The organism is Mesorhizobium sp. M8A.F.Ca.ET.208.01.1.1, assembly GCF_004791315.1.
In the GTDB taxonomy this organism is placed as follows: Bacteria; Pseudomonadota; Alphaproteobacteria; order Rhizobiales; family Rhizobiaceae; genus Mesorhizobium.
Window position 1 is genome coordinate 42,008 of the sequence record NZ_SRUT01000001.1, and the last position, 23,589, is coordinate 65,596.

Consider the following 23,589-nt stretch of genomic DNA (forward strand, 5'->3'; position numbering starts at 1 on the left):
GGCGGATGAGGGCAGCGGCGAGATCGAGAATTACCCGACGCCATGCCTCGGGAGCAACCCGGCCCTTTTTCTCATGGAATAGCAGCAGCCGATGACCTTTCGCGAACGCCTCCAGTCCTGGCGCTACAATCTTGTGCCCGACCATCTGGTCGGCGAGATCCTGACCAAGCGCTGGACCGACAACGCCATTCCTTTCCTGGCGCTGGTGGTGACATTGGCGACCTTCGGCTCGATCATTCCGGGCTTCTTCAAGCTCTCCTCGCTGCAGGAATCGACCCGTCAGCTCGGCGAGTTCTCGATGGTCGTCACCGGCATGACCGTGGTGATGCTGGGCGGCGGCATCGATCTCTCGGTCGGCTCGATCTTCGCGCTGTCCTGTTTCTCCGCCGTCTATGTCTTCTTCATCCTGGAACAGTCGATCTGGCTGGCGCTGGCCGCCTCGCTCGCCACTGGGTTGATCTTCGGTGCCATCAATGGATACCTCGTCGGGTACCTCAGGCTGCGCGCCTTCCTCACCACGCTGGTGACCTTCATCTTCGGGCGGGCGCTGTTCGACATCCTGGTCACCACCTATGCAGCCGATGTGCAGCTTTCGACGGCCACATCGGATGTGCTCGACTTCATCGGCGACAGCACCTTCTGGGGGCTCTCCGTCTCGGTGTGGCTGGCAATCATCCTCGCCATCGTCACCCATATCGCGCTGACGCGCTCGCGGCCCGGCTGGCATGTGCTGGCGGTCGGCGGTTCCCGCCGCTCGGCGCACAATGCCGGCATCCGGGTGCGCCGCACCGTGTTCATGACCTATGTCTTTTCCGGCTTCTGCGCCTCGATCGGCGGCTTTCTCATCGCCTGCCGGCTGAGCGGGGCGGGGCCGGGCACCGGCCTCAATCTGGAGATCATGGCGCTGACGGCGGCGGTGGTCGGCGGCGTCAGCCTCGGCGGCGGGCGCGGCTCGGTGATCAAGGGCCTGATGGGCGCCATCATCGTGCTGACCATGACCAACGGGCTGATCCGGCTCGGCTACGGCACCGGCACCAACCAGATGGTGCTGGGCATCATGCTTGCGGTGGCTGTGACCATCGACATCCGCTGGCTTAAGAACCGCCACAAGGTGTTGAATGAGGTCTATGTCGCGCCGGTCTATCTCAAGATGGGCGAAACACAGTCCGCGGTGCCGGGCTCGGGCACGCCTTACGCGCTCGACGACCGGTTGTCGTCAGCGGACCATATCGGGCTTGGCGAACTGGAGGGGCCGGAAGACGTCATCCTCGACCGCGACGACAATCTCTATTGCGGCACCCGCCATGGCGAGATCGTCCGCTTCTTCGCGCCCGATTATGTCAGGTCGGAAGTGTTCGCCCATATTGGCGGTTTCCCGCTGGGGCTGGCGTTTGACAAATCGGGCAATCTGATCAGCTGCGCCGGCGCCATGGGGCTGTATTCGGTTTCACCGCAGCGCGAGGTGAAGCGTCTGTCGGCCGAGACGTCGCGTTCCTGGACGTCGATCGTCGACGATGCACGGCTGCGCGATCCCAATGATTGCGATATCGCGCCGGACGGGCGCATCTATTTCACGGACTCGACCAAGCGTTATGACGCGCATGACTGGGCGCTGGACTCGATCGAGAACCGCGCCACCGGCCGGCTGCTGGTCTACGATCCCAGGGATGGCTCGACAAAGACGCTGCTCGACGGCTATCGCTACACCAACGGTGTCTGCATGGCGCATGACGGCAAGTCGCTGTTCTTCGCCGAAAGCTGGGCCTGCCGCGTGCATCGCTACTGGCTGGAAGGGCCGAAGGCGGGCACCGCCGAATGCGTCATCCGCGACATGCCGGGCTATCCCGACAACATCAATCGGGCCTCCGACGGCAATTACTGGATGGCGTGGCTGGGCATGCGCACGCCGAGCTTCGACCTCTCGCTGCGCCATCCCGACATGCGCAAGCGCATGACGCGCCGCCTGCCGCAGGACGAATGGCTGTTTCCCAACATCAACACCGGCGGCGTGGTGAAATTCAACGAGAAGGGCGGCATCGTCGAGGCGATGGGCGACTTGACGGGCGGCGCGCACCCGATGGTCACCTCGATGCGCGAGCACAAGGGATATCTCTTCGTCGGCGGCATCCTCAACAACCGCATCGGCCGCTACAAGATCAGGGGTGCCGACCCGAACTGGACCAGCCCCGCTTCCTATTGGGGGGCGCAGCTGTGATCCTCGATCCGATCCTGGATATGTTTCGCGGCAAGGCAGTGACCATCCCGCCGCTCGACGGCGCTTTCCGGCCGAACACGCGGCTCGATGATGCGCCGGCTTTCGCCGAACTGACCGAGCCCGACAATCTGCTGGTTGCCGGTGGCCGGCTGCTCGCCTCAAGCGGCAACGCCGTCCTTGGGATTGCTGTCGGTGTGGAACCCGCCGTGGTCGAGACCTTTCCGTCTCCTGTCACGGCGCTGTCGCTGTCGCCTTCAGGCGAACTCACGGTAGGGCTGGAGAGCGGCAAGCTGTTCATCGCGGGCAGGGAGGTGTCGCTGCCAGCCGGAATCCGTTGCATCACCGCTCTTGCCTATGCCGAGGACGGCGGGCTTTGGCTGGCTAATGGGTCGGCCGAGCACACGCCGTCGCAATGGGCCGCCGATCTGATGAAGAAGGGCGCCTCCGGTTCGCTTTGGAAGCGGGATGCGGCAGGCGGTGAGTTCAGCAAGCTGGCCGGCGACATTGCGTTCCCTTACGGGCTCCATCCCCTCGGTAGGGACGTGCTGGTGAGCGAGAGCTGGCGCCACCAGCTCGTCCGTTTCGATGGCACGACCGGCGATCGCTCGACCGTGCTGACGCATCTGCCCGGCTATCCAGCGCGGCTGTCGCCGGCCGGCGATGGTGGCGCGTGGCTGGCCCTGTTCGCGCCGCGCAACCGGCTGATCGAATTCGTGCTGCAGGAAACGCACTATCGCCAGGACATGATCGGACAGGTGCCGCCGGCCTACTGGATCGCGCCGGCGTTGGCCTCAAACCGCAGCTTCCTCGAGCCGCTGCAATGCGGCGGCATCCGAACCATGGGCATCCACAAGCCGTGGTCGCCGAGCCGCTCCTACGGGCTGGTGGTCAGGCTCGACCAAAACATGCAGCCGCGGTTCAGCCTGCACAGCCGCGCCAACGGCACGCGCCACGGCATCTGCAGCGTGGCGGAAAGGGACGGAGGGCTGTTGATCGCCTCGAAGGGCGGCGACTGCGTGCTGGCCGTCGACCTTGCCTCGGGAGGTTTCTGATGCAACCGATCGTTCGCCTCGAGAACGTCACCAAGAATTACCGCGGCGTGCCCGCGGTGAAGAACGTCACCTTCGAGCTACGCAAGGGCGAAATCCATGCGCTGCTCGGCGAGAACGGTGCCGGCAAGTCGACGCTGACCAAGATCATCGCCGGAGTGGTCGATGCCACCTCGGGCAAGATGTTCCATAAGGGCCAGGAGATCGCCTACGCCTCACCGCATGCCGCGCTCGAAGCGGGCATTGCCATGGTGTTCCAGGAGACCAGCCTGGTGCCGTCGATGACGGTGGCGCAGAACCTCTATCTCGGTACTGAAAAATTCCTCAACCGGCTGCGCGGCACGTATATTTCAGCACAGCAGTTCCTGCAGTCGCTGAATTTTCCGGTCGATCCGAACGCCATGGTGGCGACGCTGGGCGCGGCCAAGCGGCAGATGGTCGAGATCGCGCGCGCCGTGCACCACAATGCCGAGATCATCATCTTCGACGAACCGACGGCGACGCTGACGCCGGAGGAGAAGCGGCATTTCTTCGCACTGATCCGGCGGCTGAAGGCGAACGGTGTCTCGATCGTCTTCATCAGCCACGCGCTGGAAGAGGCATTGATGATTGCCGACCGCATCACCATCCTGCGCGACGGCGAGCTGGTCATCACCGACGACACCTCGGCCTTCGACCGCGACAAGATCGTCGCCGCCATGGTCGGGCGCACGCTGTCGGGCCAGATTTACCGCCAGCGCGATGAGGCCAGGCTGCGCAAGGCCGGCAAGAAAGTGCTCTCGGTGCAGGACATCTCGATGAGCAATGTCGTGCGCAACAATTCCTTCTCGATCTTCGAGGGCCAGATTACCGGCGTGTTCGGCCTGATCGGCTCGGGCCGCACCGAGACGTTCAAGATCGTGTCGGGCATCTACAAGCGCGATTTTTTGCGCGGCGGTGCGATCGAACTGGACGATAAGCCGGTGCGCTATCTCGTGCCGAGCCAAGCGGTGGCCGACGGCATCGTCTATGTCACCGAGGACCGCAAGAGCGAAGGCATCTTCGAGACGATGGGCATCGCCGAGAACCTGTTCGGCGGGCTGCTGGCGGCGGGCCGTGAAAAGGCCTGGGTGATCAACCAGCAGGAGATGCGGCAGCTTTCGGCGGAATGGACCAAGACGCTGAACATCAAGGCGATCAACGACAATGCGCGAGTCGTCGAACTCTCCGGCGGCAACCAGCAGAAGGTGGTGATCGGCAAGGGGCTGGTGCAGAAGCCGCGCATCGTCATCTTCGACGAGCCGACGCGCGGCGTCGACGTCGGCGCGATCGCCGAGATCCACCAGATCATCAACCGGCTGGCGGATGAGGGATTGGCCGTGGTGGTGATCTCTTCCTATTTGCCGGAGATCATGAACCTGTCGGACCGCATTTTGGTCTGCCGCCAAGGGCGCATCGTCGAGGAGTTTTCGCCGGCGGAGGCGACGGAGGAGAGGATCATGTACGCGGCGGTGCATTAGGTGGCGAGACAAGGTGGATGATCGCACCATTGGATCGAACACCGGAGGCTAGCTGAGGCATCCGTCATTTCGTCATCCACGGGCGGAGCAAGGAGCGTAGCGACGCGGCGCAGACCCGAGGATCCATGCCGAGACTCAGAAGCGCTGCTATGGTGCAGGATTTGGCTCCGCTGCACTCTACGGTGAAAGTCGCGGCATGGAACCCAGGGTCTCCGCGACGGCGCTTCGCGCCTGCTTCGCCCAGGGATGACGAAGTTTAAGTGCTTCGGCCAACCTTCAAGGCGCCACGCCATTGAGCGCCAAAAACCGAGTCAAAAAAGTTGGTTAGCCGCCGCATTTGCTCGAAACTTGTTTCAACGACCTTATTCATCCAAACGAAAGGACCCGATCATGGCCACCACAAAGCTCCTCAGCGATGCCGAGGTCGAGAAAATCCCGGCGGTGAAGGCGGTGTTCGACGACATCAGGGCGACGCGCAAATCGGATTTCGTCAACAATTTCTGGCGTGGGCTGGCCAATGATCCGGCGGCGCTGAAGCGGATCTGGGAACAGTTGAAGGCGGTGATGGTGGCGGACAGCGCCATCGATCCGCTGACCAAGGAAATGATCTACATCGCGGTGTCGACGGCCAATGGCTGCTCCTACTGCGTCCACTCGCACACGGCGGCGGCGCGCGCCAAGGGCATGACCGACGCGCAGCACGGCGAGCTGGTGTCGATCATCGGGCTCGCCGGCCAGACCAATCATCTGGTTACGGCGATGCAGATTCCAGTCGATCCGCAATTCGAGGTGAAAAGCTAGAGCCGTTCCGGGAAACGCGCATAGCGGCCTTCCATCTGAAATTACGCAAAAACAAAGAGTTGGAGCGGTTCGGCAATTCTATCGCACGCTGAACCGCGCCGGCGGCCAGCCGGCCCATCGGCGCGATGGGAACATTTGTCCCCACGCTGTTAAGGAAGTGACATGTAACGGCACTAAGGAAGCCACACGCGAGGTCGCCCGGTGGTTTTCCGGCAGCAGGCTCTCGCAGTGGAGCCGGCATGAAAATCGTCCAGATCACCGATACCCATTTCAGCCCGACCAAGCCGCATTTCAACGGCAATTGGCAGCCGCTCGCCGCCTGGATCGAGCAGAGCGGTGCGAACCTCGTCATCCATACCGGCGATCTCAGCGTCGATGGCGCAGACAAGGATGCCGACATCAGCTTCTGCATGGACCTGATGCGGGAAATCTCAGTCCCGATGCTGCTTCTGCCCGGCAATCACGATGTCGGCCATCTGCCCGGCTCCTTGCAGCCGGTCAATGCGGAACGTCTCGAGCGCTGGCGCCGGCTGGTTGGTCCCGACTATTGGATGGAGGACGCCGGAAACTGGCGGCTCATCGGCCTCGACAGCTTGCTGATGGGCTTTGATGATGCCGAAGAAGAGAACCAGTTCGAATGGCTGCGCGCGGCGCTGGAAAGCCGTGGCGGCCGGCGCGTCGCGCTCTTCGCCCACAAGCCCTTGTTCATCGATGAGCCGGGCGAGGGCGACACCGGTTACTGGAGCATCCGCCCGGCACAGCGGCAGCGTCTCTACGATCTGATTGCCACCCATGATGTCGCGCTGTTCGCCAGCGGGCACTTGCACCGGGCATGGCAAGGGAAATACCAAAACACTTCGCTGATATGGGGCCCGTCGGCGGCCTTCGTCGTCGGCGACATGGAGCGCGACATGCCGGGCGAGCGGCTGCTTGGCGCCGTCGTCCATGAATTCGACGACACGGTCATCAGCGAGATCGTCGCAATCCCCGGCATGATCATCCATGTCCTCGATGACGTGGTCGAGGAGGTCTACCCGCACGAGGCGCACAAGGTCCGCAGGAAGGTCGCGTCATGAGCGCGCTTTCGCTTCGCGGCCTGAACAAGGCCTTCGGCGGCAACGCCGTCCTCAACGGCGTCAGTCTCGATGTCGAAGCGGGCGAGTTCATCGCTCTCGTCGGCCCCTCGGGCTGCGGCAAGAGCACCTTGCTGCGCATCCTCGCTGGGCTCGATCATGCCGACAGCGGCGAGATTTTCGTTGGCGGCAAGGACATGTCGGCGGTCGCCGCGGCCGACCGCAACATCGCCATGGTGTTCCAGTCCTACGCGCTCTATCCGCATTTGACGGCTGGCCAGAACATTGCCGTTCCGCTGGCCATGAAGCGGCTGAGCCGGACGCAGCGCCTGCCGCTGGTCGGCTCGGCCCTGCCGGGCCAGAAGGAGATCCGGGCCGGGATTTCGCGCGATGTCCGCGACATGGCGACGGTGCTCAAGATTGATCATCTGCTCGACCGCAAGCCTGGTCAGATGTCAGGTGGGCAGCGGCAGCGCGTCGCGCTGGCGCGCGCCATGGTGCGCCGTCCCAGCATCTTCCTGATGGACGAGCCGCTCTCCAACCTCGATGCCAATCTGCGCGTCCATGCCCGTGGCGAGATTGTCGAACTGCACCGCCGCGCCGGCGTGCCGACGCTCTATGTGACGCATGACCAGGCCGAGGCGCTGTCGATGGCCGACCGCGTGGCGGTGATGATCGGCGGCAATCTGCTGCAGCTCGCCGCGCCCGAGGCGATCTATAACGATCCCGCCCATATCGAGGTCGCCCGCTTCGTCGGCCAGCCGAGGATCAACATCATACCGGCGCTCGCCGAGAATGGCCGCGTCGATTTCTCGGGCATCCGGCTTGCCCTGCTGGAGAAAGTGGCGAACGGCCCGGTCAGTCTCGGCATCCGGCCTGAATTCGTCAAGCTGTCGCCCAGCGGGCGGAGCGGACTTGCCGGGCGGATCGAGCGTCTGGAATTCCTCGGGTCGGAGGTCATTGCCCATTGCCGGCTCGACGCGTCCGGCGACGTCGTCATCGCCAAGCTTGCGCCGCATGAGGCGAGGGACCTGATTGCGGGAATGCCGGTGGGTATCCTTCTGTCCCCCGAACAGGCCATGGTCTTCGGGCCGGAGGGACGGCGGCTGCGTACGGCAAGTGCCGCGCCAACGCGGCAGGAGCCGGCCTATGTCTAGCATCGTGCTGGCGGGCCGCGCTTCGGATGCAGCGGCACTTCATCGGCGCAGCGAAGACCGCACCGCCTGGCTGCTGGCGGCTCCAGCGATCGCGCTGTTGCTGCTGTTCGTACTGCTGCCGGTGGTTGCCGTCATCTTCCTCGGCTTCACCGATTTCGAACTCGGCTACGGCAAATTTCGCCTGGTCGGCTTCGAGAACTACGCGCATCTGATCACCGATCGAACCTTCCGCAAATCATTGTGGAACACATCGGTCTATACGGCGATCGTGGCGCCGGTCTCGATCGTGCTCGGTCTCGGCGTCGCCTTGCTGATCGAAGGTGAACCGCGTGCGCGCGGCTTCTTCCGCACCGTCTATTTCCTCCCCGTGGCCTCGCTGATCGTCGCCATGGCGACGGTCTGGCAATATCTCTTCCACCCGACGATCGGGCCGATCAACGCGCTGCTTTCCCTCGCCGGCATTCCCGGTCCGAACTGGCTCGGGGCCGCGAACACCGTGCTCTACAGCCTGTCGATCATCGGCATCTGGCAGTCGGTGGGTTTCAACATGGTGCTGTTCCTGGCGGGGCTGACGGCTATCCCGCGCGAGCTCTACGCCGCCGCCCACGTCGATGGCGCGAAATCGGCGCTCGACCGGTTCTTCCTGGTCACCTGGCCGATGCTCGGACCGACGACGCTGTTCGTCGTCACCATCAGCATCACCAATGCGGTGAAGGTTTTCGAGACCGTGAAGATGCTGACCGATGGCGGTCCCAACAAGGCGTCCGAAGTGCTGCTGTTCACCATCTACCAGGAAGGCTTCGTCTATCTGCGCGTCGGCTATGCCTCGGCGATGACGGTCGTCTTCCTGGCGATCCTGGTCGTGCTGATGCTTCTCCAGTACCGCGTGCTCGACCGACGGGTGCACTACACATGACCAGCATCCCGGCCGGCCGCCTCATCCGCTTCGCGCTGCTTTCGCTCGGCGCGCTGATGATCCTTGCCCCCTATATCTTCATGATCTCGACGGCGGGCAAGACGCAGAGCGACATCTTCACCTCGTCGCTGTCGCTCATCCCCGAGCATTTCTACTTCGCCGAGAATTTCGCCAAGGCGTTTGCCAAGGTGCCGATGGCAACGCTGCTGTGGAACGGCGTCATCGTGTGCGGCCTGATCTTCTTCTTTCAGGTGCTGGTCGCCATCCCTTGCGCCTACGCCATGGCCAAACTGAAATTCCGCGCGGCGCGATTTATGATGGTGCTGGTCATGCTCGGCCTGCTGGTGCCGATCCACGCCACGGCGCTGCCGCTCTATGTCGCCTTCGACAGGATGTCGCTGTTGAACAGCTATACCTCGCTGGTGGCGCCTTTCACCATTTCGGTGTTCGCGATCTTCATGTTCCTGCAGTTCTTCCGCGCCATGCCCGACGATCTCATCCACGCGGCGCGGCTCGACGGCATGTCAGAACTGGGCATCGTCGCGCGCGTCATCGTTCCCAACGCCTGGCCGGCCGTCACCGCCTTCGCGATCTTCTCTGTGGTCGCGCACTGGAACGACCTTTACTGGCCGCTGATCGTCGTCAGCAAGCAGGCCTACGCCACGCCGCCGCTCGGCCTGATGTATTTCCGCGCCGCGGAGGCGGGCGACGACTACGGCGCACTGATGGCCGCAACGCTGATCATCACCCTCCCACTCGTCGTCGCCTTCCTGTTCGCACAGAAGCGCTTCGTCGAAGGCATCACCATGACCGGTCTCAAAGGCTGACCGGGTCGAACCAGGAGCACGAGCACATGAAGCAACTTCCCAGGATTCTTGCAGCGGCGGCGGTCTCGCTGACCTTCGCCCTTCCGGCCTATGCCGACACGACGCTGACGGTTCATTATCCGATGCCCGGCTTCTTCAAGAACGTGATGGACACGATCTCGAAGAAGTTCATGGCAGAAGACCCCGACATCAAGATCCAGTTCGCCAGCCCGTCCGCCACCTATGAGGAAGGCATCCAGACCATCCTTCGCCAGGCCGGCACCGACGAGATGCCCGACATCACCTTCATCGGCCTCAATCGCCTGCGCATGCTGAACGAGGGCGACGTTGCCGTCGATCTTGGCCCGCTGGTCAAGAAGGAAGGCAACATGGCGGAACTCGGTTTCTCCGACACGATCCTGAAGCTGGCGCAAGTCAACGGCAAGCAGATCGGCCTCGCCTTCGCCACCTCGAACCCGATCATGTATTACAATGCCGACCTGGTGAAGGCCGCCGGCGGCGATCCGGATAACCCGCCCAAGACCTGGGACGAGGTCATCGCGCTCGGCGGCAAGATCAAGGCGCTCGGCAATGGCGTCGACGGCATCGACTTCCGCTGGCAGGGCGACGACTGGATGTTCTCGGCGCTGCTGTTCGGCGCTGGCGGCAAGATGCTGAACGAGGACGAAAGCAAGGTCGCCTTCAATGGGCCGGAAGGCGAGAAGGCCGTCGAGATCCTGGAGCGGATGGTGAAGGAGGGCGGCATGCCGGTCTTCACCAAGCCGGCTGGCGAGCAAGCGTTCGCGGCCGGCAAGGTCGGCTTCGAATTCCAGACCACCGGCGCCCTGGTCAACACCATCAAGAATGTCGGCGACAAGTTCACGCTGCGCACGGCCAAGATCCCGCTGATCGATCCGGTCAACGGCCATCTGCCGACCGGCGGCAACGCCGTGGTCATCCTGACCAAGGACGCGGCCAAGCAGGACGCCGCCTGGAAGTTCGCGAAGTTCGCCGCTGGTCCTTATGGCGCGTCGGTCGTCGTGCCCGGCACGGGCTATGTCCCCAACAACGAACTGGCGGCGAAATCGCCGGAATATCTCGGCGATTTCTACAAGAAGAACCCGCTGTTCCAGGCTGGTCTGAGCCAAATGCCGCTGATGGTTCCGTGGTATGCTTTCCCCGGCACCAACGGTGTGAAGGTGACACAGACCATCGTCGACAATCTGTCGCGGATCGTCGACCAGTCGGCAACGCCCAAGGAGGCGCTCGGCGACGCTGCAAGCGACGTCGAAGGCATGCTGCCCACGCAATAAGGAAGCACGGCGGCTCTTCCTTCTCCCACAAGGGGAAGGAAGACCGCTGCGTTAAGCCGGCCGATACACCCGCTCCGCCGTATTCCAGAAGATATCCGCCTCGGCGGCCGGACCGTGCTTCGCCACCGCATCGCGGTGCGCCTTGATCAGTTCGGCGTGGCTGGTCCACAGCTTTTCGATCGGGAAGTTCGAGCCGAACATCAGGTGATCGGTTCCGAGAATGTCGATCGCGTTGTCGACGATATAGGCGATGAGAGCCGGGTCGTTGCGGTGGACGAAAGTGCCGAGACCGGAGAGCTTGGCATAGAAATTGGGCGCAGCCGACAGCGTGCGCAGGCCGGCCTTCCAGGCCTCGGTGGTTTCCGTGTCCATGCCGGTCAGCATGCCGGCATGGGTGAGGATGAATTTGGTTTGCGGATTCTCGCCGACCAGCGCCAGTCCGTCCTTCATCTGGGCGGGGAAGAGCTGCAGGTCGAAGGACAGGTCGTAATCTTTCAGCCGCGCGACATTGGCGCGCACTCTCGGGTCGATCACCTGGTCGGCCGAGGCAGCGAAGCGGAAGGCCGGCGTCTCGTGCCAGTGCAGCTGCATGCGCACGCCGCGCAGCAGCGGATATTTTTTCAAGCGGTCGATCTGCGGCCTGACATCGTCGACCGTCATGTCGGCATAGCCGACGATAGCGTGCGGCCAGCCGGTCTCGTCAGCCGTTTTCTGCAGGAAGGCGACTTCCTTTTCGAAATCCTCCTTGGCCCAGTTGGTCTGGACATAGACCGCTTTTTCTACGCCGGAACCCTGCTGGTCGGCGAGAAACTCCTCGATAGGATAATCGCGGCGGATCGGCTCGTAAGGGCCGAAGATGCGCGGCACCATCGGCCCGACCAGCCAGGGCTGGTCCTGCTGGCGCCAGATGTGGAAATGCGCGTCGATGGCTTTCTGCATCACGATACCCTCTTCCAGATTGCCGCCGCCACGGGCGCGGGGCGGGCAAGCGACAGGATGAAATCGGTCAGACCGGCAAGTGACGAGCCGTCAACCAGATCGTCAAGCACTGGCAGGATGGCGCCGAGCGCGGCGGTCTCCGGCCGGAAGCGAGGGTCGCCGGCCAAAGGGGTCGCCAGCGACAACCGGAAGGCGCGGGCGCTCAGCCGGCGGATGGCCGTTTCCAGTTCGGCATGATCGCCGCGCTCCAGCGCGTCGGACAGGATGACGACGGCCGCACCGCGCGCAAAGGAGGAGAAACGCGGCACGGAGAGGAAGGCAAGCAGCGTCGGCCCCATGCGGGTGCCTCCGTCCCAGTCGTCGACCTGGGCGGCCGCGCGCGCCAGCGCCTGGTCCCGGTCGCGGACGCGCAACGCCGTGGTGATGCGGGTCAGACGCGTGCCGAAGGTGAATATTTCTGCCCGGTCAGCACCCTGCACGGCGGCATGCGCCAGCTTGAGATAGTCCGCTGTGTGCAACTTCATCGAGCCTGAAACGTCGATGAGGATCAGCAGCTTGCGCGGCACGGTCTGGCGGCGGCGCAGCAGCGGCGAGGGGACATCGCCATCGGCGCTGACGATTTCCCTGAGCGAGCGGCGCAGGTCGAGCTTGCCGCGTGAATGGGTGCGCACGGTGCGAAACGAGCGACGCGCGGGGAGCGCGGATGACAGTTGGCGGCGAAAGGCGGTCAGCCTGTCGTCGTCGCGCTGGAAGTCGCGGGTGCTCAACTGCTCCAGCGCCGAGGACAGTTCGCCGCCTTCCTGTTGCTGCTCGGCTTCGATCCGTTCGTCGTCGGCGCCGCCATCATCCTTGATGCGGGTCTCGTCGTCGGCGTCGCCTTCGACAACGGCTGATGTGTTGCCGTAGAAATGGCTTTGGAAATGCGCCTCGAATTCGTCGCGGCGATCCGGCGGCGGCGCCAACGTGGCAAGGGCCGCCTCGCGGATATCGGCCATCGAGCGGGGGCCAAGCAAGGTTATCGCCTGCATGAAGCCGGAGGCTTGTTCGGGGGCAATGGCGAAACCGTACTGGCGCAGCAGTCGGGCGAAGCCGAGGAAGGGTGCCGAGGCCGGAGGTAGGCTACGGTCGCGCGGCATGGCAGAAATATTCCGACCGTTGCGTTCCTTCGCGCCCCCCTCTGTCCTGCCGGACATCTCCCCCACGAGGGGGGAGATCGGATGTCATCCCGGCTTTCGCCAATCTCCAACGTAGCAGGATTGAGCGAAGCGCCGAGGTTGCTAATCTCCCCCCTTGTGGGGGAGATGTCCGACAGGACAGAGGGGGGCGCTGTCCCGCCGACGTTAGAGACAGAGGCTCGTTGACTCCCCGCATCACGCCAGCGCCTCCTCGACGATACGGCCAAGCTCCGGCGCGATGTAGGACAGGTCTTCCTCGTCCTTGATCAGCACGCCGATGGCGCGGCGGAAGGCTTCCGGCCAGGGGCTACCGCCTTTTTCAAGAATGGTCGCGGCATTGGCCCATTCGACCGCCTCGGCGATGCCGGGTGGCTTGGCGAGCGGCCGGGCGCGGATGGTCTGTACAGCCGCCGCCACGGCGCGAGCAGTGGCCTGCGCCACATCGCCGGCGCGCAGCATGATGATGGCGGCCTCGCGTTCGGCGTCGGGATAGCCGATCCAGTGATAGACGCAGCGGCGGCGCAGCGCTTCGGCAAGTTCGCGGGTGCGGTTCGAGGTCAGCACGACGATCGGCTGTGCCTCGGCACGGATGGTGCCGCGCTCGGGAATGCTGATCTGGAAGTCGGAGAGGAACTCCAGCAGCAGCGCTTCGAATTCATGGTCCGAACGATCGATCTCATCGACCAGCAGCACACGCTGCTGCGGCGCCTTCAGTACTTGCAACAGCGGACGGGCGATGAGGAAACGGTCGTCATAGATGTCGATCTCGTGCTCGCCGGCATCGCGGATGGCGAGCAACTGGCGCTGATAATTCCATTCGTAGAGCGCGTGCGCGGCGTCGATGCCTTCGTAGCATTGCAGCCGCACCAGATCGCGCCCGAGCAGCGCGGCGATCGCCTTGGCCGCTTCCGTCTTGCCGACGCCCGGCGCGCCTTCGAGCAGCAGCGGCTTGCCGAGCCGGATAGCAAGAAAGATGGCGGTGGCGAGGCTTTCGTCGGCCAGATAGCGCGAGGCGGCGAGATGCTGTGCCACCGCCTCCGGCGAGGTCGCGACAGTCTCGGTGTTCACCTCGGGCATTTTCGGCACTCAGTTCGCTTGCGCCTTCAGCGCCCGCAAAATGCGCTCCGGCGTGATCGGCAGCGTGTCGATGCGCACGCCGACGGCGTCGAAGACGGCATTGGCGACCGCCGGTATTTGCGGGTTGGCGCACATTTCGCCCGGCCCCTTGGCGCCATATGGTCCGTCGCCGGACGGACGCTCCAGAACGATGATTTCGGTCTCGGCGAGGTCGCCGGGACCGGGCATCAAATACTGGTTGAAATCGGTGCCGCCATGGTCGCGGTTGGGATAATAGGGCTCGGTCGTCTCGTAGAGTGCGTGGCTGATGCCCATCCAGGAGCCGCCGACCAGCTGCTGCTCGACGATTTTCGGGTTCAGCGCGCGGCCGATCTCGAAGACGTTCTTCACGGTGAGCACGGTCACTTCGCCGGTCTCGTCGTCGACCTCGACTTCAGCGACCGTGCACGCATGCGCGTAGCAGGTCGACGGCTTCATCGCGCCGGTTTCCTTCTCCGGATAGGAGCGGGGGATCAAAAACATGCCGCGGCCGGAGATCGAGCGGCCGCGTTTGAAATGCGCCGACAGCGCGACGTCGAAGATCGAGATCGACTTTTGCGGCGCGCCCTTGACCAATATGTTGCCCTGGCCGTCGGTTTCGAGGTCCGAGGCATTCACCTCCAGCTCTTCAGCGGCCACTTCCAGCATCACCTGACGGGCCTCCTTGGCGGCCTGGATCACGGCATTGCCAGCGCGGTGGGTGCCGCGCGAGGCGAAGGTGCCCATGCAGTGCGGGCCGGTGTCGGTGTCGGCGGTGTCGACGACGACGCGGTCGGTCGGCACGCCGATTGTCTCGGCGCAGATCTGCGCCATGATCTGCTTCATGCCCTGGCCGAGATCGACACTGGAAAGCGTCACCATGAAATTGCCGGTCGGGGTCGAATGCACCAGCGCCTGGGTCGGATCGCCGCCGAGATTCATGCCCGTGGGGTAGTTGATCGCGGCGACGCCGCGTCCACGCCGGATCGCCATCTCAGGCTCCCTTCTTGTAGGAGGACATCGCCATGTATTTCTCCGCCACCGGCCAGTTGGCGGCGCGCGCTGCTTCCTGCATGCACTCGATCAGTGCCGCGCCCTCGGTCGGCTGGCGATGCGCTTTCATGTCGCCGTCGCGATAGGCGTTGATGAAGCGGAATTCGAGCGGGTCCATGGCGATCAGCCGCGCCAGCTTGTCCATCTGCACCTCCAGCGCGAAGTCGCCGATGGTGACGCCGAAGCCGCGCATGGCCGACGACGGGGTGCGGTTGGTGTAGACGCAGTAGGTGTCGATCCAGACATTGGGAATGGTGTAGGGGCCGGGATAGTGCCCGGCGCCCTTCTGCGCGCCATAGGGCGAGTGGCGAGAGTAGGCGCCGGCATCGGTGTAGCCTGTGACTTTGCGCGCTACGATGCGGCCGTCCTTCATGACGCCGTCTTTGATGACGACTTTTTCGGCCGCGCGCGGCGAGGAGATCTGCATCTCCTCCTCCCGGCTGTAGATAAAACAGACCGGTCGCCCGGTTAATTTTGCGCCGAGGATGGCGATCGGCTCGACGATGACATCGACCTTGCCGCCAAAGCCGCCGCCGACGGTGCCGCCGACGAAATGCAGCTTCGAGCCCGGCATCTGCAGGATGATCGAAGTGTTGTCGAGGGTGAAGAACATCGCCTGGGTGTTGGTGTAGCAGGTGAAGCGATCATTGCCTTCGGGCGCCACCACGCAGCCGGTGGTCTCGGTCGGCGCGTGCTCGATGGGTGACGACTGATAGCTTTGCTCCAGCACGTGATCGGCCTCGGCAAAGCCCGCCTCGACATCGCCGAAGCGCACCTTGCGGCACTCGCCGCTGTCATAGAGGTAATAATTCTGGCCGTGATATTCGTTGACGATGGGCGCGCCGGGCTTCAGTGCTTCCTCCATGTCGAACACCGCTGGCAGCACTTCGTAGTCGACCTTGACCTTGGCGGCGGCTTCCTGGGCGGCCCGCTCGGTTTCGGCCAGCACCGCCACCACGGCCTCGCCCTTCCAGCGCACCTTGCCGTCGGCCAGCACCGTCTCATCCTCGGGTCCGATCTGGATCAAGATCAGGATGGTGTAGACATTGTGCGGCACGTCCTTGGCCGTCAGCACCTTGACGACGCCCGGATGCTTTTCGGCCTCGGAGGTGTCGATCGAGCGGATGCGGGCATGGTGGTGCGGGCTGCGCACCATCTTCAGATGCAGCATGCCGGGGAAGTTACGGTCGGCGAAAAAGGTGGTCTTGCCGGTGACGTGGCCGGGCGAATCCGAGCGTGGCCGGGCCTGGCCGATCTCGTGCAGATCGTCCTTGCGGACATCGGCGAAGTAGCTCTTGCGCAGTTCCATTCTTTTGGTCCCTCAGGCCGCGTTCTGCGAGTTGGCGCGGGCGGCGGTGAGCACCGCCTGGATGATCGGCTCGTAACCGGTGCAGCGGCAGATGTTCCCGGACAGCGCTTCGACGACCTCGTCGCGGCTGGGGTTGGGCGTGTGGTCGAGCAGCACCTTGGCGGCCATGATCATGCCCGGCGTGCAGAAGCCGCATTGGCTGGCGAAAGTGTCGAGGAAGGCGCGCTGCAGCGGGTGCAACACGCCGCCTTCGGCAAGGCCCGATGTGGTGGTGATCGTTGCGCCGTTGCAGGTTTCGGCCAGCGTCAGGCAGGAGAGCCTCAACTCACCGTCGACGATGACGGAGCAGGCACCGCACGTGCCTTGGTGGCAGCCGCCCTTCGGCGAGGTGTCGCCGATCTTGTCGCGCAAGGCGTTGAGCAGCGTGGTGCCGCCGTCTACGAATTCGGCCTTTTCAGAGCCATTGAGCGTGAATTGAACCGGGACCTTTGCCATTCTTCCTCCTTGCGCGCCTGCCCCGCAGGGCAAGCGCGCGCCCCCCGACGTGTTCATTTTTGTGCTTGTCGTTCTCCCAGAACCGCTTCACACTTTTGGGCGACAAGCATCAGCCGAGCAGCAGCCGGCCGAGATGGACCGGCAGCACTTCGGCGCGGTACCAGGCGCTGGCGATTGGATCGGTGATCGGCGCGGTGCCTTCGGTGGCGACGGCCAGCGCTGCCGCGATGCCGTCTTGATCAAGCGTTTTTCCCAGCAGTGCGTTTTCCGCCGCCCTGGCGCGCACCGGCCGATCGGCCATGCAGCCGAGCGCGATCCGCGCCGAGGAGACGGTCCCGTTTCCAGCCTGTTCGAGAACGATCGCAATGCTCAGCACCGAGACCCCCTTGGGCTTGACCCGAGACACTTTGAGGAAGCGGAAACTGCCGGCCCTCGGAAGCATGAAACTGACCGACGTGACGATGGCGCGGCTGTTGTCCCGCCCGGCCAGGAAGGTTTCGATGGGCGTGTCGCCGTCATCGGTGCCGACCGTTGCGTCGAGCGCCAGCAGGGCTACGGCAAAATCACCATAGGGCGACGGCGCGAACAGATTGCCGCCGACAGTCGCCATGTTGCGGATCGCCGGACCGCCGACGGCGCGCGCGGCCTTGGCAAGGGTAGCGAGCTCCGGATGGCGGGCGATCTCCGCCATGGTCGCCGAGGCGCCGATGCGGACCTTGCCGCAGGACAGGGCGATGGTGGACAGGGCTGGGTCGGTGGCGCGGACAAGAGTGGCGACGGAGATATCGCCTTCATTGGCGGCTCGAACTACAAGCGTCCCGCCGCCGAGATAGCGGCTGCCAGCCGCCGTCAGCGCAGCATTGGCGTCCTTTACCGTTGTAAAAGTCTGCAGCGCCAGTGCCATGGCCCGCTCCTTCAGCTCTGGCCGGCGAAATGGGTCTTAAGGGCATTGAAGCCGCCTTGGAAGACATTGGCGCCCATGCCCTCGGCCAGCTTGTCGGCTTCCTCCGGTGCGGCGTCGAAGCTGGCGGTCCATTCGGCATAGGTGCGGTCGCCGTCGGTGACGCGCCTGAGCTGCAGCGTCGCCTTGTGGTTGGTGAGCGGCTGCGGCGTCTCCAGGATGGAATAGCTGACGAGGAAAGCGTCATCGGAAAAGTCGAGCAGTTTTTCGCGCAGGCGCGCGCCGCTGGCGAGCTGGAAGTTGCGCACGCAGCCGATCGCGCTGGCATCCTTGCCGTCCTCGATATGGCTCTCGACCATGCGCGGGTGCCAGCCCGGCAGCCCGTTGAAGTCGCGTATGCGCGCCCAGACCTTTTCGACCGGCGCGTCGATGACGCTGGAGATGGTGACCTTGGGCATATGATGTTCCCTTGCGGATTTTCGTTGCGGCAAGGGTAGGGCGCTAGAGCGGGCAGCGCTTATCAATGCGTCTTGAGCGCGTATCAACCAGTCTGAAAAACAGATGGCGCCGACTCAGGCCGTGGCCCGCGCGGCCTCGCGGTAGAGCGTCGGCGGCACGCCGACATGGTCGCGGAAGAAGCGCGAGAAATTGCCCTGCGTGGTGAAGCCGAGATTGCAGGCGACCGAGATCAGCGGCTCCTGCGACCATTGCAGCTGCCGCACGGCTTCCTCCATGCGCAGCGTGTTCCAGTAGACGTTTGGCGTCAGATTGGTCTGTTCCTTGAACAAGGCGAAGAAATGCGGCCGCGACAGGCCGACGCTGCGGGCTACATCGTCGAAGGAGATGCGCTCGCAGACATTGGCCTTCATCAGCTGGATCGCCTTGCGGACGCGGAAATCCTGCATGGTGTTGATACGGCCGCGCGCTTCCTGCGGCGCCGAGGCGTCGGCGGCATCGAGCACCGAGTCGATGAACCGCTCGATCTCGTAGTTGGCGACGTCGTCGACGCTTTCATTGTCGGTGAGATGATCGAGCAGGCTGGCGGCGGCCTGGTGCAGCCACGGCTCGAGCGCGATCGCCGCCTGTGAGAACAGCGGCGCGCTGGACGGCAGGTCGCGGCGCCGGCGCGCCCAGTCCGGGTCGATGTAGAAGGCCAGGAACAGGCCCGGCCGTCCGTCCTGGGACAGGACGTGGCTATGCGGCTGGAGCGAGTTGATGCCGGCGGCGGTACCCGGGCCGAGGCGGACCGTCTCACGGCCGATGGTCATCTCGCCGGCGGTGCCTTCGAGCCAGATGATCAGATGCGCCTCGACATGGGCATGGGTGACGAAGTCGCTCGCGACATTCAGGACAGAAACATGTCCGAACCGGCCCCAGTAGAGCCTGATCGCTTCCGTCATGGGTATATCCTCCCGCAGGCGACTGGCCTCCCTTCGCCTGCAGGGGGATTGTGCGGCCGGTTTTCGGTATCCGTCAAGGCATCGGTCGTTGGCCGAAACCAATGGCGGTCGGCTTCAGCCGATTTTCAGACTGAGCGATAGGAACCAGAACGAATAGCGCTTCGACGACGTGCTCTCAGTCGCTGCGCCTGAAATTGCGGATGCGGTCGAACAGAACCGCCAGCAGGATGGCGCCGCCGATGAAGGTGCCTTGCCAGAAGGCGTTGATGCCAAGCAGGCCAAGGCTGTTTCGGATCACCTCGATGAGGGCAGCACCGACAATGGCGCCGAAGGCGGTGCCGACGCCGCCGGCCAGATTGGCGCCGCCGATGACGGTGGCGGCGATCACTTGCAGTTCCATGCCGTTGCCGAGATTGGTGGTGACGGCGCCGAGCCACCCGGTCTCGATGATGCCGGCAATGCCGGCTGACAGCGCCGAGATCATGTAGACGGCGACCTTGATCTGCTTGACCGGTACGCCGGTCAGCGTCGCCGCGTGCTCGTTGCCGCCAATGGCGAAGATATGGCGGCCGAACTTCGTCCAGCGCAGGATGAAGCCGGTGATCAGCGCCAGGATGATCATGTAGAGCACCGGATTGGCGATGCCGAACACCCAGGCGCCGCCGCCGAGCGCCAGCAGCTTGTTGTGGTCCGGCCCGAACTGGAAGACGACGGTGTTGTTTGAGGCGACCATGGCAAGGCTACGGGCGATCGACAGCATGCCGAGCGTCACCACGAAGGGCGGAAAGCCCAGGTAGGCGATAAAAATGCCATTGAAGGCGCCGATGACGAGCGCGGTGGCGATAGTGGCCAGAATGCCGATCTCGATCGAATAACCGGCATGCATGGTGACCGCCAGCACCATCGAGCATAGGCACAGCACCGAACCGACAGACAGGTCGATGCCGCCGGTGATGATGACGAAGGTCATGCCGAGCGCGACGATGGCGACGAAGGTGATGTTGCGGGTGATGTTGTAGAGGTTCTTCGATGTGGCGAAGGCATCGGTGGCGAAGGACAGGAAAATACAGGCCAGGATGACGGCGATCACCACCCAGAAAGTCTGGCTGGAGAACAGGCGCGACAGCAAGGTGTGCTGCTTCTGCGCGATCGTCTGGTCAAGGGTGACTGCCATTATCGACCTTTCCTGCGCTGCCGATGCGCGGTGAAATCCGGGTTCGCCATTCTCATGCCACCTGCTCGATGGCGCCGGTGATCAGCCCGGTGACCTCTTCGGGCGAACTCGACGCGATCGCCTTGTCGGCGACCTTCCGGCCGCGCCGCATGACGATGACGCGGTCGGCGACGTCGAAGACGTCGGGCATGCGGTGGCTGATCAGCACGACAGCGATGCCCTGGTCGCGCAGATGACGGATGAGGTTCAGCACTTCGGCGACCTGCCGCACCGAGATCGCCGCCGTCGGCTCGTCCATCAGCACGATCTTGGCCTGAGACAGCATGGTGCGAGCGATCGCCACCGCCTGGCGCTGGCCGCCCGACATCTGCTTGACGAGGTCGCGCGGGCGGGTCTCGGATTTCAGTTCGGCGAAGATCTGGCCGGCGCGCTTGTACATGGCGGCGTAGTCGAGGATGCGGAACGGGCCGACGCCGCGGCGCAATTCGCGGCCGAGATAGACATTGGCCGCCGCAGTCAGATTGTTGCAGAGCGCCAGGTCCTGGTGAACGATCTCGATGCCGTGCTGGCGCGCCTCGACCGGCTTATGCAGGATCAGCTCCTTGTCATCCATCCGCATCGTGCCATGGCTCGGCCGGAAATTGCCGGCTATCATCTTGACCAGCGTCGATTTGCCGGCGCCATTGTCTCCCATCAGGCCGACAACCTGTCCGGGCTCGATCGACAGCGACACGTCGTTGACCGCCTGGATGGCGCCGAAATGCTTCGAGATGTTGGTGAGTTCGAGAACCGCCACCAGTCTTTGCCTCCCATATCAGGCCCATCCGCCCGCGGACAGGCGACGGCATCCATTCGCCTTCCCAACTCCTCCCGGGACAGCGATGCCGTCATTTACGCGAATGGCGTCGCGGGCGTCAATTGTCGACGGGCAATTGTCAGACGAATAGTGGCGTGCTGTTTTTGAAAAATCAGTTTTGTAGGACAAATAGCAATTGACGTTGGCGGCAAGCCGTTATTAGTTGAGCGTCGGAGGAAGACATGCCGGCCTTGACGACGCCATCGGCGGCGCCACCGTTCGGAAGGTTTTGGCGATCGTGCGGCGTCATCGCTGAACTGGTCGCATCTGAAAATGCTTATCGGCCTGGCCGGATTGAATGAGCGCACGCGTCTCAGTCATCTCGCATCCTGGCTGGTTTGTGTGGCGGGCACGCCGTGTCCGTCTGTTTCCAAGGGAGGACTGACATGAGGAAAACAGTATTGCTCGCCGCCGTCGCCGCCATGGCGCTGGGCGCCGGGCCGGCTTTGGCCAAGAAGCAGCTCGTCATCGTGGTGAAAGGTCTCGACAATCCGTTCTTCGAAGCCATCCACCAGGGCTGCGAGAAGTGGAACAAGGAAAACGCCAGCTCGGAATATGAATGCTTCTACACCGGCCCGGCATCGACTTCCGACGAGGCCGGCGAGGCGCAGATCGTGCAGGATATGCTGAGCAAGGCCGACACGGTGGCGATGGCGATCTCGCCGTCCAACGCGCCGCTGATCGCGCAGACGATCAAGAGCGCCAATCCGTCGATTCCGATCATGACCGTCGACGCCGACCTCGCCAAGGAAGACGCGGCGCTGCGCAAGACCTATCTCGGCACCGACAACTATCTGATGGGCAAGAAGATCGGCGAGTACATCAAGAAGGCCAAGCCGAACGGCGGCACGATCTGCACCATCGAGGGCAATCCGGCGGCCGACAACATCCTGCGCCGCGCGCAAGGCATGCGCGACGCGCTGACGGGCAAGGAGGGCCTCGCGGCCCTTGCCGGCGAAGGCGGCTGGACGGAAGTCGCCGGCTGCCCGGTGTTCACCAATGACGACGGCGCCAAGGGCGTTCAGGCGATGACCGACATCCTCGCCGCCAATCCCAAGCTCGACGCGTTCGGCATCATGGGCGGCTGGCCGCTGTTCGGCGCGCCGCAGCCCTATCGCGACCTGGTCGGACCGCTGAAGGACCGGCTGGCCAAGAACGACTTCGTCATCGGCGCCGCCGACACGATCGGCGACGAGGTGGCGATCGCCAGGGACGGCCTTGTCACCGCGCTGGTCGGCCAGCGGCCCTTCGAAATGGGCTACAAGGCGCCATCGGTGATGATCGACCTGGTCACGGGCAAGAAGGTTGACGATCCGGTGTTCACCGGTCTCGACGAATGCACCAAGGACACGGTCGACACCTGCATCCAGAAGTAGGGTTTTCGATCAGGGGCGCCCGCCAAGCGGGCGCCCCTCCACCTCGTCGGATGATTGGGGCAGACGCTTCAGGGGCCAGCGGCTCCGGCTTTGTCGCGCCCATGGTTTGGTTTTTCGGCAACGGGATCGGCGCGCCGCGCGGCTCCGGATCAATCCGGGCGACAGACGGCCGACCTATTGGAACGTGGATGCCGGACGAAAAGGCAAAGAAACAGGCTGGTCGGGCGAAGGCGCAAGCCAACCGCGATACGGCGGTCGTCCGCAGGGCGGATGCGGCGCACTTTCCCGGGTCCAGCGTTCATGCATCGCTCGCCAGCGAGATCGGGCTCAGGATCGTGCGCGGCGACTATCCGCCCGGCAGCATCCTGCCAAATGAGGCCAAATGGGCCGAAACCTTCAATGTCAGCCGTTCGGCGGTGCGCGAGGCGATCAAGATGCTGATGGCCAAGAGCCTTCTGGCATCGCGTCCCAAGATCGGCAGCTGGGTCGAGCCGAAGGAGCGCTGGAACCTGCTCGACCGCGACGTGCTGGCCTGGTACGCGACCGCACCGGATCGCGAGGCGTTCCTGCGCACCGTGCAGGAGTTCCGTCACATCATCGAACCGGAGGCCTCCGCCTTTGCCGCGATGCGGCGCAGCGACGAGGAGATGGCCGAGATCAGCCTGGCGTGCCGCGAGATGGGGGAGGCGGCCAACCTGGCCGAGCGCATCCGTGCCGATACGCGCTTCCACCTCGCCATCCTGCGGGCGTCGGGCAACGACCTGCTGGTGCCGCTCGGCGTGCTGATCGAATCGGCGCTCGACCATCTCTTCGCTTTCACCACGCGCCAGGTCGGCGATCAGCGGCGGGCGCAGAATCTGCACGAGGCGATCGAGAAGAGCATCCGCCTGCAGCGGCCGGCAGCCGCCCGCAACGCCGTGCACAAGCTGCTCGCCGACACCGATGAGGGGATCGGAAGAGGCCGGCGGTAAGGCCAGCCGTCCGGGG

22 protein-coding genes are annotated in these 23,589 nt (G+C 64.0%); 11 read left to right on the forward strand and 11 right to left on the reverse strand.

Translation table 11 applies throughout. From position 1 onward, the window contains the following. Positions 1–91 precede the first annotated feature (91 nt). The 9 genes from EN851_RS00240 (at position 92) to EN851_RS00280 (ending at position 10,829) form a co-directional block, all read left to right on the forward strand. Positions 92–2,215: an SMP-30/gluconolactonase/LRE family protein gene (locus EN851_RS00240; RefSeq protein WP_135928285.1), complete on the forward strand. Its 2,124-nt coding sequence runs from the start codon at positions 92–94 to the stop codon at positions 2,213–2,215. Further along, positions 2,212–3,267 (forward strand): hypothetical protein, encoded by a 1,056-nt coding sequence (locus EN851_RS00245; RefSeq protein WP_135928286.1) that lies wholly within the window; start codon positions 2,212–2,214, stop codon positions 3,265–3,267. Before EN851_RS00240 ends, EN851_RS00245 begins: the two co-directional genes overlap by 4 nt. Beyond that, on the forward strand, positions 3,267–4,763 hold the full coding sequence (locus EN851_RS00250) for a sugar ABC transporter ATP-binding protein (protein WP_135928287.1): 1,497 nt from the start codon (positions 3,267–3,269) through the stop codon (positions 4,761–4,763). The genes EN851_RS00245 and EN851_RS00250 overlap by 1 nt, the downstream gene beginning before the upstream one ends. Before the next feature lie 390 nt (positions 4,764–5,153). Continuing rightward, positions 5,154–5,564 carry a carboxymuconolactone decarboxylase family protein gene (locus tag EN851_RS00255; RefSeq protein ID WP_127278345.1) on the forward strand — a complete coding sequence of 137 codons (411 nt, stop codon included), beginning with the start codon at positions 5,154–5,156 and terminating at the stop codon, positions 5,562–5,564. A gap of 239 nt (positions 5,565–5,803) precedes the next feature. Then, positions 5,804–6,640: a metallophosphoesterase gene (locus EN851_RS00260; RefSeq protein WP_135928288.1), complete on the forward strand. Its 837-nt coding sequence runs from the start codon at positions 5,804–5,806 to the stop codon at positions 6,638–6,640. Beyond that, complete coding sequence (locus tag EN851_RS00265; protein WP_135928289.1) at positions 6,637–7,794, forward strand: ABC transporter ATP-binding protein; 1,158 nt, start codon at positions 6,637–6,639, stop codon at positions 7,792–7,794. Before EN851_RS00260 ends, EN851_RS00265 begins: the two co-directional genes overlap by 4 nt. Continuing rightward, complete coding sequence (locus EN851_RS00270) at positions 7,787–8,710, forward strand: sugar ABC transporter permease (protein ID WP_135928290.1); 924 nt, start codon at positions 7,787–7,789, stop codon at positions 8,708–8,710. The genes EN851_RS00265 and EN851_RS00270 overlap by 8 nt, the downstream gene beginning before the upstream one ends. Next, entirely contained in the window at positions 8,707–9,537 is an 831-nt protein-coding gene (locus EN851_RS00275; protein WP_135916696.1) for a carbohydrate ABC transporter permease, read from the forward strand. Before EN851_RS00270 ends, EN851_RS00275 begins: the two co-directional genes overlap by 4 nt. A gap of 26 nt (positions 9,538–9,563) precedes the next feature. Next, positions 9,564–10,829: an ABC transporter substrate-binding protein gene (locus tag EN851_RS00280; RefSeq protein ID WP_135928291.1), complete on the forward strand. Its 1,266-nt coding sequence runs from the start codon at positions 9,564–9,566 to the stop codon at positions 10,827–10,829. Between the two features lie 51 nt (positions 10,830–10,880). Here EN851_RS00280 and EN851_RS00285 read toward each other — a convergent pair whose 3' ends face one another. The 11 genes from EN851_RS00285 to EN851_RS00340 all read right to left on the reverse strand — a co-directional run bounded on the left by EN851_RS00285 (position 10,881) and on the right by EN851_RS00340 (position 21,166). Then, a complete protein-coding gene (locus tag EN851_RS00285) occupies positions 10,881–11,768 on the reverse strand; it encodes an amidohydrolase (RefSeq protein ID WP_189521737.1) in 888 nt (295 codons plus the stop codon). After that, a complete protein-coding gene (locus EN851_RS00290; RefSeq protein ID WP_135928293.1) occupies positions 11,768–12,904 on the reverse strand; it encodes a VWA domain-containing protein in 1,137 nt (378 codons plus the stop codon). Before EN851_RS00290 ends, EN851_RS00285 begins: the two co-directional genes overlap by 1 nt. A 234-nt stretch (positions 12,905–13,138) precedes the next feature. Next, entirely contained in the window at positions 13,139–14,020 is an 882-nt protein-coding gene (locus tag EN851_RS00300) for a MoxR family ATPase (RefSeq protein WP_135866255.1), read from the reverse strand. A 9-nt stretch (positions 14,021–14,029) separates the two neighbouring features. Further along, on the reverse strand, positions 14,030–15,031 hold the full coding sequence (locus EN851_RS37640; protein ID WP_135928294.1) for a molybdopterin cofactor-binding domain-containing protein: 1,002 nt from the start codon (positions 15,029–15,031) through the stop codon (positions 14,030–14,032). A 1-nt stretch (position 15,032) separates the two neighbouring features. Next, the gene (locus EN851_RS37645; protein ID WP_135866257.1) at positions 15,033–16,400 is read right to left on the reverse strand and encodes a xanthine dehydrogenase family protein molybdopterin-binding subunit; all 1,368 of its coding nucleotides are present in this window, start codon (positions 16,398–16,400) and stop codon (positions 15,033–15,035) included. A 12-nt stretch (positions 16,401–16,412) separates the two neighbouring features. Then, positions 16,413–16,895, reverse strand: coding sequence for a (2Fe-2S)-binding protein (locus EN851_RS00315; RefSeq protein ID WP_135866259.1), 483 nt, complete (start codon positions 16,893–16,895; stop codon positions 16,413–16,415). 109 nt (positions 16,896–17,004) lie between these two features. Beyond that, positions 17,005–17,799: an FAD binding domain-containing protein gene (locus tag EN851_RS00320; RefSeq protein ID WP_135928295.1), complete on the reverse strand. Its 795-nt coding sequence runs from the start codon at positions 17,797–17,799 to the stop codon at positions 17,005–17,007. 11 nt (positions 17,800–17,810) lie between these two features. Further along, positions 17,811–18,254 carry an SRPBCC family protein gene (locus EN851_RS00325; protein ID WP_135928296.1) on the reverse strand — a complete coding sequence of 148 codons (444 nt, stop codon included), beginning with the start codon at positions 18,252–18,254 and terminating at the stop codon, positions 17,811–17,813. 114 nt (positions 18,255–18,368) lie between these two features. Beyond that, positions 18,369–19,196: an AraC family transcriptional regulator gene (locus tag EN851_RS00330; protein WP_135928297.1), complete on the reverse strand. Its 828-nt coding sequence runs from the start codon at positions 19,194–19,196 to the stop codon at positions 18,369–18,371. Between the two features lie 175 nt (positions 19,197–19,371). Beyond that, complete coding sequence (locus EN851_RS00335) at positions 19,372–20,370, reverse strand: ABC transporter permease (protein ID WP_135916686.1); 999 nt, start codon at positions 20,368–20,370, stop codon at positions 19,372–19,374. Positions 20,371–20,422: 52 nt separating this feature from the next. Then, complete coding sequence (locus EN851_RS00340) at positions 20,423–21,166, reverse strand: ATP-binding cassette domain-containing protein (protein ID WP_127280595.1); 744 nt, start codon at positions 21,164–21,166, stop codon at positions 20,423–20,425. A 446-nt stretch (positions 21,167–21,612) separates the two neighbouring features. On the opposite strand from EN851_RS00340, the gene EN851_RS00345 reads away from it, so the two are divergent. Together EN851_RS00345 and EN851_RS00350 are read left to right on the forward strand one after the other, a co-directional pair. Continuing rightward, positions 21,613–22,602 (forward strand): sugar-binding protein, encoded by a 990-nt coding sequence (locus EN851_RS00345; RefSeq protein WP_127280594.1) that lies wholly within the window; start codon positions 21,613–21,615, stop codon positions 22,600–22,602. A gap of 188 nt (positions 22,603–22,790) precedes the next feature. Next, positions 22,791–23,573 carry a FadR/GntR family transcriptional regulator gene (locus EN851_RS00350; protein ID WP_127280593.1) on the forward strand — a complete coding sequence of 261 codons (783 nt, stop codon included), beginning with the start codon at positions 22,791–22,793 and terminating at the stop codon, positions 23,571–23,573. Positions 23,574–23,589 lie beyond the last annotated feature (16 nt).

What these genes read in the sequence shown, in the direction of transcription:
- EN851_RS00335 (WP_135916686.1), bottom strand. Translation starts at nt 20,370, where the DNA reads ATGGCAGTCACCCTTGACCAGACGATCGCGCAGAAGCAGCACACCTTG.
- EN851_RS00280 (WP_135928291.1), top strand. Translation starts at nt 9,564, where the DNA reads ATGAAGCAACTTCCCAGGATTCTTGCAGCGGCGGCGGTCTCGCTGACC.
- EN851_RS37640 (WP_135928294.1), bottom strand. Translation starts at nt 15,031, where the DNA reads ATGGCGATCCGGCGTGGACGCGGCGTCGCCGCGATCAACTACCCCACG.
- EN851_RS00320 (WP_135928295.1), bottom strand. Translation starts at nt 17,799, where the DNA reads ATGGCACTGGCGCTGCAGACTTTTACAACGGTAAAGGACGCCAATGCT.
- EN851_RS00240 (WP_135928285.1), top strand. Translation starts at nt 92, where the DNA reads ATGACCTTTCGCGAACGCCTCCAGTCCTGGCGCTACAATCTTGTGCCC.
- EN851_RS00255 (WP_127278345.1), top strand. Translation starts at nt 5,154, where the DNA reads ATGGCCACCACAAAGCTCCTCAGCGATGCCGAGGTCGAGAAAATCCCG.
- EN851_RS00285 (WP_189521737.1), bottom strand. Translation starts at nt 11,768, where the DNA reads ATGCAGAAAGCCATCGACGCGCATTTCCACATCTGGCGCCAGCAGGAC.
- EN851_RS00325 (WP_135928296.1), bottom strand. Translation starts at nt 18,254, where the DNA reads ATGCCCAAGGTCACCATCTCCAGCGTCATCGACGCGCCGGTCGAAAAG.
- EN851_RS00350 (WP_127280593.1), top strand. Translation starts at nt 22,791, where the DNA reads ATGCCGGACGAAAAGGCAAAGAAACAGGCTGGTCGGGCGAAGGCGCAA.
- EN851_RS00250 (WP_135928287.1), top strand. Translation starts at nt 3,267, where the DNA reads ATGCAACCGATCGTTCGCCTCGAGAACGTCACCAAGAATTACCGCGGC.
- EN851_RS00265 (WP_135928289.1), top strand. Translation starts at nt 6,637, where the DNA reads ATGAGCGCGCTTTCGCTTCGCGGCCTGAACAAGGCCTTCGGCGGCAAC.
- EN851_RS00260 (WP_135928288.1), top strand. Translation starts at nt 5,804, where the DNA reads ATGAAAATCGTCCAGATCACCGATACCCATTTCAGCCCGACCAAGCCG.
- EN851_RS00275 (WP_135916696.1), top strand. Translation starts at nt 8,707, where the DNA reads ATGACCAGCATCCCGGCCGGCCGCCTCATCCGCTTCGCGCTGCTTTCG.
- EN851_RS37645 (WP_135866257.1), bottom strand. Translation starts at nt 16,400, where the DNA reads ATGGAACTGCGCAAGAGCTACTTCGCCGATGTCCGCAAGGACGATCTG.
- EN851_RS00345 (WP_127280594.1), top strand. Translation starts at nt 21,613, where the DNA reads ATGAGGAAAACAGTATTGCTCGCCGCCGTCGCCGCCATGGCGCTGGGC.
- EN851_RS00270 (WP_135928290.1), top strand. Translation starts at nt 7,787, where the DNA reads ATGTCTAGCATCGTGCTGGCGGGCCGCGCTTCGGATGCAGCGGCACTT.
- EN851_RS00290 (WP_135928293.1), bottom strand. Translation starts at nt 12,904, where the DNA reads ATGCCGCGCGACCGTAGCCTACCTCCGGCCTCGGCACCCTTCCTCGGC.
- EN851_RS00330 (WP_135928297.1), bottom strand. Translation starts at nt 19,196, where the DNA reads ATGACGGAAGCGATCAGGCTCTACTGGGGCCGGTTCGGACATGTTTCT.
- EN851_RS00300 (WP_135866255.1), bottom strand. Translation starts at nt 14,020, where the DNA reads ATGCCCGAGGTGAACACCGAGACTGTCGCGACCTCGCCGGAGGCGGTG.
- EN851_RS00315 (WP_135866259.1), bottom strand. Translation starts at nt 16,895, where the DNA reads ATGGCAAAGGTCCCGGTTCAATTCACGCTCAATGGCTCTGAAAAGGCC.